The organism is Streptomyces sp. NPDC054786, from assembly GCF_053611685.1.
Genome location: NZ_JBSHAW010000023.1, coordinates 104513 through 118558 on the forward strand (window position 1 = coordinate 104513; position 14046 = coordinate 118558).

General features: G+C 71.1%; 10 protein-coding genes. 2 read left to right on the top strand and 8 right to left on the bottom strand.

Annotated features, from left to right (window positions below; translation table 11 throughout):
- Positions 1-77: 77 nt before the first annotated feature.
- The 6 genes from ACWGI6_RS20590 to ACWGI6_RS20615 form a co-directional block, all read right to left on the bottom strand.
- Positions 78-731 (bottom strand): hypothetical protein, encoded by a 654-nt coding sequence (locus ACWGI6_RS20590; protein WP_453268850.1) that lies wholly within the window; start codon positions 729-731, stop codon positions 78-80.
- Entirely contained in the window at positions 716-1732 is a 1017-nt protein-coding gene (locus ACWGI6_RS20595) for a ParA family protein (protein WP_030078562.1), read from the bottom strand. Before ACWGI6_RS20595 ends, ACWGI6_RS20590 begins: the two co-directional genes overlap by 16 nt.
- A 488-nt stretch (positions 1733-2220) precedes the next feature.
- On the bottom strand, positions 2221-3336 hold the full coding sequence (gene ald / locus ACWGI6_RS20600) for an alanine dehydrogenase (protein ID WP_453268877.1): 1116 nt from the start codon (positions 3334-3336) through the stop codon (positions 2221-2223).
- Between the two features lie 168 nt (positions 3337-3504).
- Positions 3505-5649, bottom strand: coding sequence for a tetratricopeptide repeat protein (locus tag ACWGI6_RS20605; RefSeq protein WP_453268851.1), 2145 nt, complete (start codon positions 5647-5649; stop codon positions 3505-3507).
- 159 nt (positions 5650-5808) lie between these two features.
- Positions 5809-6435, bottom strand: coding sequence for an NUDIX domain-containing protein (locus ACWGI6_RS20610; protein ID WP_453268852.1), 627 nt, complete (start codon positions 6433-6435; stop codon positions 5809-5811).
- A 96-nt stretch (positions 6436-6531) separates the two neighbouring features.
- Positions 6532-8187, bottom strand: coding sequence for a CTP synthase (locus ACWGI6_RS20615; protein WP_453268853.1), 1656 nt, complete (start codon positions 8185-8187; stop codon positions 6532-6534).
- 464 nt (positions 8188-8651) lie between these two features.
- Here ACWGI6_RS20615 and ACWGI6_RS20620 point away from each other — a divergent pair, with 464 nt between their 5' ends.
- Positions 8652-10463: a glycoside hydrolase family 15 protein gene (locus ACWGI6_RS20620; RefSeq protein ID WP_453268878.1), complete on the top strand. Its 1812-nt coding sequence runs from the start codon at positions 8652-8654 to the stop codon at positions 10461-10463.
- Positions 10464-10516: 53 nt separating this feature from the next.
- On the opposite strand, the gene ACWGI6_RS20625 is transcribed toward ACWGI6_RS20620, so the two are convergent.
- Both ACWGI6_RS20625 and ACWGI6_RS20630 read right to left on the bottom strand, forming a co-directional pair.
- Complete coding sequence (locus tag ACWGI6_RS20625; RefSeq protein WP_453268854.1) at positions 10517-11707, bottom strand: beta-1,3-glucanase family protein; 1191 nt, start codon at positions 11705-11707, stop codon at positions 10517-10519.
- Positions 11704-12765 (bottom strand): glycoside hydrolase family 16 protein, encoded by a 1062-nt coding sequence (locus ACWGI6_RS20630; protein WP_453268855.1) that lies wholly within the window; start codon positions 12763-12765, stop codon positions 11704-11706. Before ACWGI6_RS20630 ends, ACWGI6_RS20625 begins: the two co-directional genes overlap by 4 nt.
- 134 nt (positions 12766-12899) lie before the next feature.
- On the opposite strand from ACWGI6_RS20630, the gene ACWGI6_RS20635 reads away from it, so the two are divergent.
- Complete coding sequence (locus tag ACWGI6_RS20635) at positions 12900-13988, top strand: LacI family DNA-binding transcriptional regulator (protein ID WP_453268856.1); 1089 nt, start codon at positions 12900-12902, stop codon at positions 13986-13988.
- Positions 13989-14046: the final 58 nt, after the last annotated feature.

Sequence of the window (14046 nt, forward strand, 5' to 3'; positions counted from 1 at the left end):
CAACGGCGAGCGGCCACGACGGGGGCACCCGGCGGTGCCGGAGCGGCCGCGCCCCACGCGTGTGCGGGGGCCGGGCGTCAGCGCCCCCGCAGCCGCCGCACCAGGATGCTGGCGTCGCCGCGCGACTCCAGGTCGGCGAGGACGACGGCGACCGCCTCGCGGACGATCCGTCCGCGGTCGACGGCGAGGCCGTGTTCGCCGCGCAGCACCAGCCGCGCATGTTCGAGGTCCATGAGCTCCTCGGCGGAGACATAGACGGTGATCTTCTCGTCGTGCCGTTCCCGGCCGCTGGGGCGGCGGTTGGCGCCGCGGGAGCCGCCGCGCCGGCGGGCCTGGCCACCGGCCTGGGCGGTCGCGTCGGAACCTGCCTGGCCGCCCTGCCCCGCCTGAGCCCGGTGGCTCTTGGCGGGGTCGCCGTCGCTCTCGCGGCCGCTGTGCTCGGCCGGGGACCCGACGGCGGGCACCCGGGGCGGCGTGGCCGGTCCGCCGTCGCCGGCCGTCGCCGCCGGGGTGTCCCAGCCGCCCCCGGACCGCCGCTGCCGTGCCGCGGTGGCCGTCTCCGGCCCGTCCTCCGCCGTATCGGGCTCGCCGGCCGGTGCGGGCACCCGGGGCGCCTCACCGTTGGCCGTGGAGCCGTTCGCCTGCCGACGGGGGCTGGAGGGCTGCAGCCCCATTCCCCCGGTGGTACGGAACAGTTCGTCGGCTCCCGGCAGACTCACTCGGCGTGACACCGGGCGAGCACCTCCCTGGCGAGCTGACGATAGGCGGCGGCGCCGACGGAGTTGGAGGCGTACGTGGTGATCGGCTCGCCCGCGACGGTGGTCTCGGGGAAGCGGACCGTACGGCCGATGACGGTGTGGTAGACGTGATCGTCGAAGGCCTCGACGACACGTGCCAGAACCTCACGGCTGTGCACCGTGCGGGAGTCGTACATCGTCGCCAGGATGCCGTCCAGCTCCAGCTCGGGGTTGAGCCGTTCCTGGACCTTCTCGATCGTCTCGGTGAGCAGCGCGACACCACGCAGCGCGAAGAACTCGCACTCCAGCGGCACGATGACCTTGTGAGCCGCCGTCAGGGCGTTGACGGTGAGCAGACCGAGGGAGGGCTGGCAGTCGATGACGATGTAGTCGTAGTCGGCCAGCAGCGGCTTCAGGGCCCGCTGCAGGGTCGACTCGCGCGCGACCTCGCTGACCAACTGCACCTCTGCCGCAGACAAATCGATATTGCTGGGCAGCAGGTCCATGTTGGGAACCGCGGTCTTCAGGAGCACCTCGTCGGCCGACATCCCCCGCTCCATGAGCAGGTTGTAGACCGTCAGATCGAGCTCCATCGGGTTGACGCCGAGTCCGACCGACAGGGCGCCCTGCGGGTCGAAGTCGACGAGCAGCACCCGTCGTCCGTATTCGGCAAGCGCGGCACCCAGGTTGATGGTCGAGGTGGTCTTGCCGACCCCGCCCTTCTGGTTGCACATGGCGATGATTTTGGCGGGGCCGTGGTCGGACAGCGGTCCCGGGATGGGGAAGTAAGGGAGCGGGCGTCCGGTCGGGCCGACGCGTTCGCGGCGCTGGCGCGCGGCGTCCGGCGCGAGCGTCGCGGCGTACTCGGGGTCCGGCTCGTACTCCGCGTCCGGATCGTAGAAGTGCCCCTGGGGCAGGTCGTCGTAGTCGGCGAGACGGGCGGGTTCTCCACTGCCCCGGTCGCCGGCCATGGCGTTCACGTGATGGCCGTCCATGCTCTGGTGGGCTGTCGTGGAAATGCTCTGGTGGGCTGCGAAGGTGTGGACCGCAACGGAGCCGACAGCCTCGAGCCCCGAGGGACCCTGGCCCCGTGCAACCACTCCTGGTTGACCACCTCCGGGAGAAAATGTCGACTCATTCACAAGTCGTCTTACCTCCTTGGATGTGACCAGGAAACTTTATCGATAGGTCAGCGTGGCACCATGCCGACGGTTGGCGACTCTATGGCGTGTCGGGCGTCCGCAGCAACACAATCCGCCGGACCCGGCACGATGTGTCGGTAACCGGACCCCCGATGTCAAGGGCGCAAGTGGCGTCGGACTGAAGTTTCAGGGGTGCGCGAAACGGCTAAAGGGTCACGTTCGCGGCGAGTTGGGGGCCGGCGTTCCGGAATAAGGCGTTCCGCACTGCCCGCACGCAACCGGCCGGGCCTTGTCGACAAGGCCCGGCCGGATATGCAGCGTTGACGCGCTTCGTTGACGCCTCAGCCGAGGAGGGTGCGCAGTTCGACGTGCTCGAGGCCGAGGGCCTCGGCGACGGACTGGTAGACCACCTTGCCGTCGTGCGTGTTCAGGCCCTTGGCCAGCGCCGGGTCACGGCGCAGCGCCTCGACCCAGCCGCGGTTCGCCAGCTCCACGATGTAGGGCAGCGTGGCGTTGGTGAGCGCGTGGGTGGAGGTGTTCGGCACGGCGCCGGGCATGTTGGCGACGCAGTAGAAGACCGAGTTGTGGACCGTGAAGGTCGGCTCGGCGTGCGTGGTGGGACGGGAGTCCTCGAAGCAGCCGCCCTGGTCGATCGCGATGTCGACAAGAACACTTCCGGGCTTCATCTTGGCGACGAGCTCGTTGGTGACCAGCTTGGGGGCCTTGGCGCCGGGGATCAGGACCGCACCGACGACGAGGTCGGCCTCGACGACGGCGTTCTCCAGCTCGTAGGCGTTGGAGACGATCGTCTGCACCTTGGTGCCGAAGATCTTGTCGGCCTCGCGGAGCTTGTTGATGTCCTTGTCGAGCAGGGTGACGTGGAAGCCGAGGCCCACGGCGATCTGCACGGCGTTCCAGCCGGAGACGCCACCACCGATGACGACGGCCTTGCCCGCGTGGACACCGGGGACACCACCGGGCAGCACACCGCGGCCGCCGGCCTGGCGCATCAGGTGGTAGGCGCCGACCTGCGGGGCGATCCGGCCCGCGACCTCGGACATCGGGGCGAGCAGCGGCAGCTGGCGGCCGGCCGTCTCGACGGTCTCGTAGGCGATCGCGGTGGTGCCGGACTCCAGCAGCGCGTCCGTGCACTCCCGGGAGGCGGCCAGGTGCAGGTAGGTGAAGAGCGTCTGGTCCTTGCGGAGGCGGTGGTACTCCTCCGCAATCGGCTCCTTGACCTTCAGCAGCAGGTCAGCAGTGCCCCAGACCTCATCGGCGGTGTCCAGGATGGTGGCACCGGCGGAGACGTACTCCTCGTTCGTGATGGACGAGCCGACGCCGGCGTCCTTCTCGATGAAGACCTGGTGGCCGTGGCGGACGAGTTCGTTGACTCCGGCGGGCGTGATTGCCACGCGGAACTCGTTGTTCTTGACCTCGCGGGGGATGCCGACCTTCACGTCGATCACGGTCCTTGAAAGAGAGGGTGCAGGAGGAATTATCCCCTCATGCGATGCATGACGGAACTGACCGCGCCGAACGCGGCCCGGCCAGTCTATTGAAGGAGCTCTCGTTGTCTAGCCTTGCAAAGCATTAAATCTTGCGAGAAGCACTACCGATTTCGCAGGTCACTTGGAGTGATCTTCGAGGAGTCGCTCTCCCACGGCCCGATGGAGCCGTGCCGCTGCTGGATCTCCGAGCCGGTCGAGGGTGTCCGCAATCCGTAGTTGCAGTGCCGCCTCCAGTCGTCCGTCGCCCGCTTTCCGGGCGATGTCGAGGGCTTCGAGACACGTCCGCAGCGCCTCCTCGGGCCGTCCCGCGTACTCCTGCACCCGGGCCAGCTCACCGGTCGCCCGCGCCTGGCCGGCCACATCGCCGGTCCTGCGGTACGTCCCGACGGCCGCCCGCCACGCCTTGAGCGCCTCGCCCCACCGGCCCGCGTAGGTGTGCGCCCCGCCGATCCGGCCGTGCAGCCGCGCCGCGTCCCCGCCCTCGCCCCGGGCCAGCCGCAGCTCCAGCGCCCTCCCGTACCAGTCGGCGGCCCGCTGCCAGTCCCCCAGCGCGGTGTACGTGCCGCCCAGCGACTCCAGCGCCCGGCCGGTCGCCACCGGATCCTGCACCGAGCGGGCCGCCTCCAGCGCACCCCGGTAGCGGGCGAGCGCCTGATCGGTACGTCCCGCCTGCCCGTCCAGGTCCGCGAGGTTGAGCAGGGCGGCGGCCCTCTCCCGCGGCAGCTCGCGCCGCTCGGCGACCTGGAGGACCAGCCCGTGCAGCGCATAGAGGTCCGGCGCGGCGGCCTCGGGGCCCTCGTGCGCGAGCAGCGTCCGGGTCAGCGCGGCCATCAACCGCCGGTCCAGGGTGTCGAGTTCACCGTCCGCGACGGCGATCCGGGCGGCGTCGAGCAGCGCACCACGGCGGCTGCGCAGCCAGTGCGCGGCGGCGCCCTTCGAGGAGAAACGCAGCGAGCGCGGCAGCCCGGCGACCTTCTGCCGCGCGGGGGAATCGGCCGGTTCGCCCATCGCCCGGCAGGACTGCAGCAGCCGTACGGTCCGCTCCAGCATCCGGGCGCGGGCCAGTTGGACGTCGGCCGGGCGCTCGTGTTCCCGCAGCAGTTCGCCGGCCGGCGGGCCGAGGCAGCCGGGCAGGCGGTACTGGGGGCGCAGGGCGAGGTCGGGCGTACCGCCGTCGGCGGCCCCGTCCTCCTCGGCGGCGACCGGCCGCAGCAGGCCGAGCGTGGCGAAGTCGCCCAGCGTCGTGGCGGCCGCCGCCACCGAGCAGCCGGCCAGCGCGGAGGCGATATGTGCGTCCACGAGGCCGGCCGGCGCCAGGGTGATCAGCCGCAGTATGCGGGCGGCGGGCGACGGCAGCGCGTCGTAGACGAGCCGGAAGGCGCGGAACAGCGGGCGGGCGCCGGTGGGCAGGTCCGGGGGCAGCGGGACGGCGTGCAGCGCCTGGCGCAGATCGGCGACCGAGGACTTGGGGCGGGCGGCGAGCCAGGCACCGGCCAGCACCAGCGCGGCGGGCTGGCCGCCGCAGTCCTCGGCGACGCTGTCGGCGGTCCGCGGATCGACGGTGATCCGGGTCGGCCCGGCGTACCGGCTGAGCATCTCGACACCGGCCGCGCTGTCCAGGCCGCCCAGGGCGCACGGCCGGACGTCCGGAATGCCGGTCAGCGGCCCCTGCGCGACCACCACGACCAGGCAGTCGGGGGCGTCCGGGAGCAGCGGTTCGACCTGTTCCGCGCCCGGTGCGTCGTCCAGGAAGAGCAGCGCACGACGCCCGGCGAGGGCCTGGCGCAGCTGCTCGGTCAGGTCGTCCTCGGCGGCGCCGGGCGGGGCGTCGAGGCCGAGCGCGGCCAGCAGGTCACGCGCGGTGCGGGCGGTGTCGGCCGGTTCGCCGCCCGGCCCGGTCAGCGTGGCCCGCAGCACCCCGTCGGGATGTCCGTCGGCCAGCTCGCGCAGCAGCTCCTCGGCCAGGGCCGTACGGCCGGATCCTGGACGGCCGGCGATCAGCAGTACCCGGCTGCGGGCGCCCTTGTGGCCGGAGAGGGTGTCCAGGCCGGCCCGGGCGATATCGGCGTGCAGTGCCTTGAGCTCGCGGCGGCGGCCGGCGAACCCGGTGGGGGCGGGTGCGGTGACGGCCGCGGGGGCGGCGGGGCGGCCGGCGGCACCGTCCCTGCGGGGCCCCGATGCCCACTGTCCGGGTGCCGCTGTGGCGGCCCCGTCCACCATCTCCGGCGGGAGGTGCCCCCCGCCCACCGCCTGATCCGTCACCGGTCACGCTCCCGTCCACCTGCGCGTACGCGTCCGCCGCTGGGACGGAACGCTGCCGAGCGTAGTTCACGGGCCGTCACCTCCCCTGCAGAGCAGGGCGGTTGAGTCACCCGATCGGATCGGTGGATCATCCGACCGGCTCGCGGCGGGCCCGGCGGCTCAGGCCTCGAAGGGGCGGGCCGGCCACGAGGCATCGGCCGGCCGCAGTGCGTCCAGGCCGTCGCCGCCCTGGGCCGCGGTCAGCGCGAGCACCCCCACGACGAGGCAGTTGTTGTGCAGATCACCGGCGAGCACCCCACGGACCAGCTCGTCGTGCGGCACCCGTGCCAGCTCCATGTCGGCCTCCTCCTCGGAGACCTCGAACCGCTCCCCCTCGGCCTCGGACAGACCCCGGGCGAGGAAGATCCGTACGGCCTCGTCGCAGCCGCCGGGCGTGGTGTAGACATCGGTCAGCACCCGCCAGTCCTCGGCCTTGACGTGCGCCTCCTCGTAGAGCTCGCGCTGCGCCGCGTGGAGCGGGTTCTCACCGGGGACGTCGAGCAGCCCGGCGGGGATCTCCCACAGCCGCTGGCGTACGGGGTGGCGGTACTGGCGCAGCACCAGCACCCGGCCCGTGTCGTCGAGGGCCAGGACGGCCACGGACCCGGGGTGGACCTGGTAGTCGCGCGTGACGGAGCTGCCGTCCGGCATGACGACCTCGTCGGTGCGCACGCTGGTCTTGTTTCCGGTGAACGGCGTCCTGGACGCGATGACCGTCCACTCCTCCGGGGTGTCCTTGATCGTCATGGCGCGTCCTCCTGTGTGTTGCCTGTACCAACGCAGAAACCGGGGCACGACCTCGGAAGAGGCCGTACCCCGGCAACCGTATCCGCCGTGGTGTGCTTACTTCGCGGTGCCCGTCTTGCGCGCGACCGCGGCCTTCACCAGCCCGGCGAAGAGCGGGTGCGGGCGGGTCGGGCGGGAGCGCAGCTCCGGGTGGGACTGGGTGGCGACGAGGTAGGGGTGCGTCTCGCGCGGGTACTCGACGTACTCGACGAGCTTGTTGTCCGGGGAGGTACCGGAGAACTGCAGCCCGGCCTTCTTCTCCAGCTCGGCGCGGTAGGTGTTGTTGACCTCGTAGCGGTGGCGGTGGCGCTCCTCGACGTACGGCTGGTCGTCGTAGACCTCGCGGACGATGGAGCCCTCGGCGAGCTTGGCCGGGTACATACCCAGCCGCATCGTGCCGCCCATGTCGCCCTCACCTGCGACGATGTCCATCTGCTCGGCCATCGTGGAGATCACCGGGTCGGCGGCGGCCGGGTCGAACTCGGTGGAGTTCGCGCCCGCGATGCCGGCCAGATTGCGGGCCGCCTCGATGACCACGCACTGCAGGCCCAGGCACAGGCCGAGCAGCGGGAGCTTGTTCTCCCGGGCGTAGGTGATCGCGCCGACCTTGCCGTCCACACCACGGTCGCCGAAGCCGCCGGGGATGCACACGGCGTCGCAGTCGGCGAGCTGCTCGGCGGCGCCGTCCGGGGTCTTGCAGTCGTCGGAGGTGACCCACTTCAGCTTCACGCGGGTCTTGTTGGCGAAGCCGCCGGCCCGCAGTGCCTCGGTGACCGAGAGGTAGGCGTCCGGCAGGTCGATGTACTTGCCGACCAGCGCGACCTTGACCTCGTGGTCGGGGTTGTGGACGCGCTGCAGCAGATCGGCCCACTGGGTCCAGTCCACGTCGCGGAACGGCAGGTCCAGCTTGCGCACGACATAGGCGTCCAGGCCCTCGGCGTGCACGACCTTCGGGATGTCGTAGATCGACGGCGCGTCCGGGCAGGCGATGACCGCGGCCTCGTCGACGTCGCACATCAGCGAGATCTTGCGCTTGATCGCGGTCGGGACCTCGCGGTCGGCGCGCAGCACGATCGCGTCGGGCTGGATACCGATGTTGCGCAGCGCCGCGACCGAGTGCTGGGTCGGCTTGGTCTTCAGCTCACCGGAGGGGCCGATGTAGGGGAGCAGCGAGATGTGCACGACGAAGACGTTGTCCCGGCCGACCTCGTGGCGGACCTGGCGGACCGTCTCCAGGAACGGCAGCGACTCGATGTCACCGACGGTGCCGCCGACCTCGGTGATGACGACATCGACGTCCTCGGTCGCCATCCGCCGGATGCGGTGCTTGATCTCGTTGGTGATGTGCGGGATGACCTGCACGGTGTCACCGAGGTACTCGCCGCGCCGCTCCTTGGCGATCACGGTGTTGTAGACCTGGCCGGTGGTCACGTTCGCGGAGCCGTCGAGATCGACGTCCAGGAACCGCTCGTAGTGGCCGATGTCCAGGTCGGTCTCGGCACCGTCGTTGGTGACGAAGACCTCGCCGTGCTGGAACGGGTTCATCGTTCCCGGGTCGACGTTCAGGTACGGGTCGAGCTTCTGCATCGTGACCCGCAGACCGCGCGCCTTGAGGAGAGCACCCAGGCTGGAGGCGGTGAGCCCCTTGCCCAGCGAGGAGGCGACGCCCCCGGTGACGAAGAGGTGCTTGGTCGTCGTGGATTTGGGCGGCATGGCCAAGAGGGAGCTCCCGTGGTCGCGAGGTGGAGAGGTGCGAAGCGGCGTGGGGCCTGGGATTCAGGGTGCCGTCGCTGCGGTTCGGGGGTGCCGTGACTTCTGCCGTGACATCTATCTGCGTCCCACCGGTCCACGGGGTACCAGGCTATCAGCGACCGGGCATGGTCGTGTCCGGCCACACATGGGAACCTGGCGGTGGCGGCCCGGATGACACTGTCACGTGACGGAGGCCACCCATTTGGACCGCTTCACTCGTCGCGAGGGTCGCGCGGATCACCCACGTGCGTCGTATCCTGCTCGGACACTCGCAACGAGCCGTCCGGAATGGCACCACCCTCCCCCAGCTACCGCTGGGCGGTGCCCCCAGCCCGATTTCCGGTCCCGCTGCTCGGCGACGTTTCATGGGCAGGACGGACAGATCACAACGTCCCATGGGGGGCGTGACTCCAGTTCGACGGGAGATGCACGTGGCCGGGCGCATCGAGGACTACGCACTTATCGGCGATATGCAAACCGCCGCTCTAGTGTGCAGGGACGGCACGGTCGACTGGCTGTGCCTGCCCCGCTTCGACTCCCCGGCGGTCTTTGCAGGGCTGCTGGGCACGGAGGAGCACGGATTCTGGCGGATGGGGCCGGTCAACGGCCCCGGGGGACGGCCCGCACCGGCCGACCGCCGCCGCTATCGGGGCGATTCGCTCGTACTGGAATCGGAGTGGGACACCCCGCGCGGCACCGTCCGCGTGATCGACTTCATGCCGCCGCGTGATGGCGCGCCGCAGCTGATCCGCATCGTGGAGGGCGTCAGCGGCCGCGTCCCGATGCGCTCGCAGCTACGGATGCGGTTCTCCTACGGCTGGGTCGTGCCCTGGGTGCACAAGATCGACGAGCGGACGGTCGCGGTCGCGGGCCCCGATTCGGTGTGGCTGGACACCGCGGCGGAGACGTACGGCAAGGACCTGACGACGTTCTCCGACTTCACCGTCTCGCCGGGTGAGCGGATCGCGTTCACGATCAGCTGGGAGCCCTCCCACAAGCCGCCGCCGGCCGTGGCGGAGCCCGAGGCGTCGCTGGAGGCGACCGAGGAGTTCTGGCGCGAGTGGGTCGAGCACTGCACGTACCACGGCCCCTACCGCGATGCGGTGGTGCGCTCGCTGATCACGCTGAAGGCGCTGACATACGCGCCGACCGGCGGGATCGTGGCGGCGCCGACGACCTCGCTGCCGGAGTGCATCGGCGGCGTCCGCAACTGGGACTACCGCTTCACCTGGCTGCGGGACGCCGCGATCACCCTGTCCTCCCTGCTGCGCACCGGCTACCGCGAAGAGGCGCGGGCCTGGCGGGAGTGGCTGCTGCGGGCGGTGGCCGGCGATCCGGAGAACCTGCAGATCATGTACGGCATCGCCGGCGAGCGTGAATTGGGCGAGAACGAGCTCAGCTGGCTTCCCGGATACGAGAATTCACGTCCGGTGCGGGTCGGCAACGGCGCCGCCGGGCAGCTCCAGCTCGATGTGTACGGCGAGGTCACCGAGGCGCTGCACCTGGCGCACATGACGGGTCTGGCCCGTAACGACTACGCCTCGCTGCTCCAGCTCAAGCTGATCCAGTGGGTGGAGAAGCACTGGGACGAGCCGGACGAGGGCATCTGGGAGGTCCGCGGCCCGCGCCGGCACTTCGTGCACTCCAAGGTCATGACCTGGGTCGCGGTCGACCGCACGGTCAAGCTGATCGAGTCCGGGGACGTCGACGGGCCGCTGGAGCGCTGGAAGGACCTGCGCGAGACGATCCACCGGGACGTCTGCGAGAACGGTTACGACAAGGAGCGCAACACCTTCACCCAGTCCTACGGCTCGCAGGAGCTGGACGCCTCGCTGCTGCTGATCCCGCAGATGGGCTTCCTGCCGCCGGACGACAAGCGCGTCATCGGCACGATCGAGGCGATCCAGCGGGAGCTGTCCACCGCGGACGGCTTCGTGCTGCGCTACCCGACGTCCGGTGCGGACGATCTCGGGGTGGACGGTCTGGAGGGTGAGGAGGGCGCCTTCCTGGCGTGCTCGTTCTGGCTCGCCGACGACCTCGCGATGATCGGCCGGGTGGACGAGGCCCGCAAGCTCTTCGAGAAGCTGCTCTCGCTCCGCAACGACCTGGGACTGCTCGCGGAGGAGTGGGACCCCAGGGCCCAGCGGCAGGTGGGGAACTTCCCGCAGGCGTTCAGCCATGTTCCGCTGATCGACACGGCGCTGCGGCTGACGGCCAGCGGGGCCTACGGAGGCTGACCCCCGGCGCGGACGGTGCCGCCCTGGTGGACCGGGGCGGCACCGTTTTTGCGTCAGAAGGGGGTCAGGGTGAGGGTGATCTCCTTCGGGGCGCCGTCCTCGATGTACGAGGCGAAGCCGGCCACGTCGTCGAAGGCGAAGCCGTACGCCTTGCCGTCCCGCGTCGCGGCGTGCATGGCCTGGGCATAGTGGTTGGTCAGCCGCTGCTGGTAGAAGGCGGCCGGGTCGGTGGTGGGCTGGTGTGCCTGCGAGGTGAGGGTGGAGCGGTTGAGGGCGGCGCCCAGGATGGCGGCGACCGGGCCGAGGGTGCCGTCGTTGGGGGCCGCGAGGGTGCCGTCGCAGAAGAGGACATCGCGGGTGGACGGCTTGTCGAAGGAGACCGTCTTGGGGCCGGTGAAGGTGAGCTTTCCGCCGCTGACCCGGCCGGTGAAGGTGCCCGCGTCGGTGGTGACGGACAGGTCCTTGCCCGCGTAGGCGGACCAGGCCTCGTCGACGGCCGGGGCGAAGTAGTCCTTGGCGAACAGTCCGCTGTCCAGGCCGTGGCCGGGGGCGATCACGCGCTTGTCGCCGATGACCAGGCGGTCGAAGCCCTCGGCGGCCTTGACGTCGGAGAAGACCTTGGCGCGGGCGCCGTCCTTGAGTGTGCCGGTGGTCTGCTCCTTGGCCCCGGTGAGCTTGATCGCGAGCGGGACGCTGAACATGTCGACCATCGTGGTGTTGCAGAACATCCCGCCGGAGTTGTACGTGAACTCGGCGCAGTCGTGGAGGACGTCGAAGTTGGGGTCGGCGGAGACCCAGCCGGCCGGGTAGGCGAGCGCGGCCTTGCCGTTGCCGTCCTCGACCGCCTTGAACTTGAGCTTGCCGCCCAGCGCGGTGTAGATCCGGCCGGACATCTGCGGCAGCTGCAGGGTCGTGGTGCCGCTCGCGGCGAGCGGTATGGCGTAGTCGGTAAAACCGTCCGAGCCGTTGTCGGCCATCGCGACGGGCTTGAGTTCGCCGTCCGGGGTGACGCGCACCTGCTGGGTGCCGTCGTTGCCGACGATGTAGACCCATACCGACGCATTGGCGTACTCGCCGGAGTTGTTGACGAGGTGCAGCGGCATTCCGGCCGCGGCGCGGCCGGACGCGTGGGCCGGGGCACCGGCCGGTGCGGTGGCGCCGATCGCACGGCCGGCCACCGCGATACCGGAGGCGGTGGCGGCACCGGCGGCGAGGCCGCCGAGCAGGCTGCGGCGAGTGATCATGAGGTGGCTCCTTGCGGGGCGGGACGCCGGGACGGCCGGTCGGTACGGGCCTGTGCGGGCTGCTGGACGGAGACCGCGACATGGTCGACGAGGAGGGAACCGCCGGGCCGAGTGGCGTCGGTGGGGGTGGCGAAACCCGCGACGCCGTCCGGGAACGCGCCGCCCATGGCGAGGTTGAGCAGCAGGAAGTGGCCGTGGTGGGTGGCCTTCGCCCAGGTGTCGGCATCCATCTCGGACGCGTGCACGGTGTGGAACTTCTGTCCGTCGACGTACCAGTTCAGCGATTCCGCTGCGCCGTCGGTGCGGTCGAGCTCCAGCGCGTAGGTGTGGAATCCGGCCTGGCAGGCGCTGCCCGGGCACTCGCGGGAATTGCTCTTGCCCTGGGTCTCGTTGCACGGCCCGCCGGGGTTGACGCCGCAGTGCAGCGTGCCCCAGACCTTGTTGAGGCCGTTGACGTTCTCCATGATGTCGAACTCGCCGATGCCCGGCCAGTTCTGGTAGTTGCCGCGGTAGTCGGCACCCAGCGTCCAGAACGCCGGCCAGTAGCCGAGGGCGCCGTCACCGGAGACGTCGGGCATCCGGATGCTCGCCTCGATGCGGAGCGTGCCGCCGGCCGGGGCGGCGAAGTCGGTGCGCCGGGACTCGATGCGGCCCGAGGTCCAGGTGGCGCCGTCCTTGAGGGCCGTGATCTTGAGGTGGCCCGCGCCGTCGAGCTGGAGGTTCTCGGGGCGGTCGGTGTAGGTCTCGCGTTCGCCGGTGCCCCAGTTGGCGGGGCCGCCGGGGTAGCCGGTGCCGGTGTCGGTGATCCAGTCGTCGGCGGAGGGGCGTGATCCGGCGGCACCGTCGAAGTCCGTACGCCAGACTTCCTGGAAGGCGGTGGGGCCGGCTTTCGCGCCAGGGGCGGCGTGCGGGGCGGGGGCCGCCTCCTCGGCGGACGCCGTCGGGAGGGTGAGGGCACAGGTGGTGACGAGTGCGGTGCTCGCGGCGAAGAGCAGGGCTCCTGCCCGCTTTTGCCGCCGCTTGTGCACCCGGCTTCCGGGCCGATATCTCATGCTCATGACATTCTTTCGGGCGGTGGGGGGTGTGGAGTTCCGTGGGGCAATCCAGTGTGAGAGCGCTCTCATATCGTGCGCAGTGAACCCTGCCGACTCGACGGCATACCGTCAAGTCACCGTGTGGAAAAAGGAGTTGAATGGTGTCTGAGCCGAACGGTCCGCGCCCGACGCTGGAGGCGGTCGCGGCGCTCGCCGGGGTCTCCCGCGCCACGGTGTCCCGCGTGGTCAACGGCGGTGCGGGCGTACGGGCCGCGGTCCAGGAACGGGTCCGCGAGGCGGTGACCGAGCTGGGCTACGTACCGAACAGCGCGGCCCGCTCCCTGGTCACCCGCCGCACGGGAGCGGTCGCCGTGGTCATCGCGGAGCCGGAGACCCGGGTCTTCAGCGATCCGTTCTTCGGACGCCAGCTGCGCGGCATCAGCCGCGAACTGGCCGCAGCGGACACCCAGCTCCTGCTGATGTTCGTCGAGCACCGCGCCGACTACGACCGCATCGGCCGCTATCTGTCGGCCGGGCATGTCGACGGTGCGCTGATGTTCTCGCTGCACCGCGACGACCCCCTGCCGGCCATGGCAGAGCGCGCCGGACTGCCCACCGTCTACGGCGGCCGGCCCGACTGGGCGGGCGCCGACCGCGCGCCGCGGGCGCTGTACGTCGACACCGACAACCGCGACGGCGCCCGCCAGGCCGTACGCCATCTCCTCGGCCGCGGCCGCCGCCGGATCGGCGTGATCACCGGACCGCTCGACCAGACCTCCGCGGTGGACCGTCTCGACGGCTACCGCGATGCGCTCGGCACATCGGAGCCGGATCCACGGCTGATCGCGGACGGAGGCTTTACGGCGCAGGGCGGCGAGCGGGCCATGGCCGCGCTCCTCGATGCCTCACCGGACCTGGACGCCGTCTTCGCCTGCTCGGACCTGATGGCCAACGGCGCGCTGCGCACGCTCCGGGCCCGCGGGCGACGGGTGCCGGACGACGTGGCGGTGGTCGGCTACGACGATCTGGAGCCGGCGGCCTGGGCGGATCCGCCGCTGACCACGGTGCGGCAGGACGTGGAGGAGATGGGGCGGCTGATGGCCCGGTTGCTGCTGCGACTGCTGGATCCGCGGAAGGCCGAGGGGACGGAGGGAGCGCCGGGAGCGAAGCGTGCGCGGGGGACCGATCCGGCGGCGCTCGCGCCGGTGATCACGGGGGCACGGCTGGTGGTGCGGGAGTCGGCATGAGGGGGCGGCGGGGGCGGGCCGGTGTACCGCCGTGCCCCCGCCCCGGTGCGACGCGGGA

Bases quoted from the DNA above. Each gene is read 5' to 3' on its own strand.
- ACWGI6_RS20595 (WP_030078562.1), bottom strand. From the start codon at position 1,732: ATGGACGGCCATCACGTGAACGCCATGGCCGGCGACCGGGGCAGTGGA.
- ACWGI6_RS20610 (WP_453268852.1), bottom strand. From the start codon at position 6,435: ATGACGATCAAGGACACCCCGGAGGAGTGGACGGTCATCGCGTCCAGG.
- ACWGI6_RS20615 (WP_453268853.1), bottom strand. From the start codon at position 8,187: ATGCCGCCCAAATCCACGACGACCAAGCACCTCTTCGTCACCGGGGGC.
- ACWGI6_RS20620 (WP_453268878.1), top strand. From the start codon at position 8,652: ATGCACGTGGCCGGGCGCATCGAGGACTACGCACTTATCGGCGATATG.
- ACWGI6_RS20625 (WP_453268854.1), bottom strand. From the start codon at position 11,707: ATGATCACTCGCCGCAGCCTGCTCGGCGGCCTCGCCGCCGGTGCCGCC.
- ACWGI6_RS20630 (WP_453268855.1), bottom strand. From the start codon at position 12,765: ATGAGCATGAGATATCGGCCCGGAAGCCGGGTGCACAAGCGGCGGCAA.
- ACWGI6_RS20635 (WP_453268856.1), top strand. From the start codon at position 12,900: ATGGTGTCTGAGCCGAACGGTCCGCGCCCGACGCTGGAGGCGGTCGCG.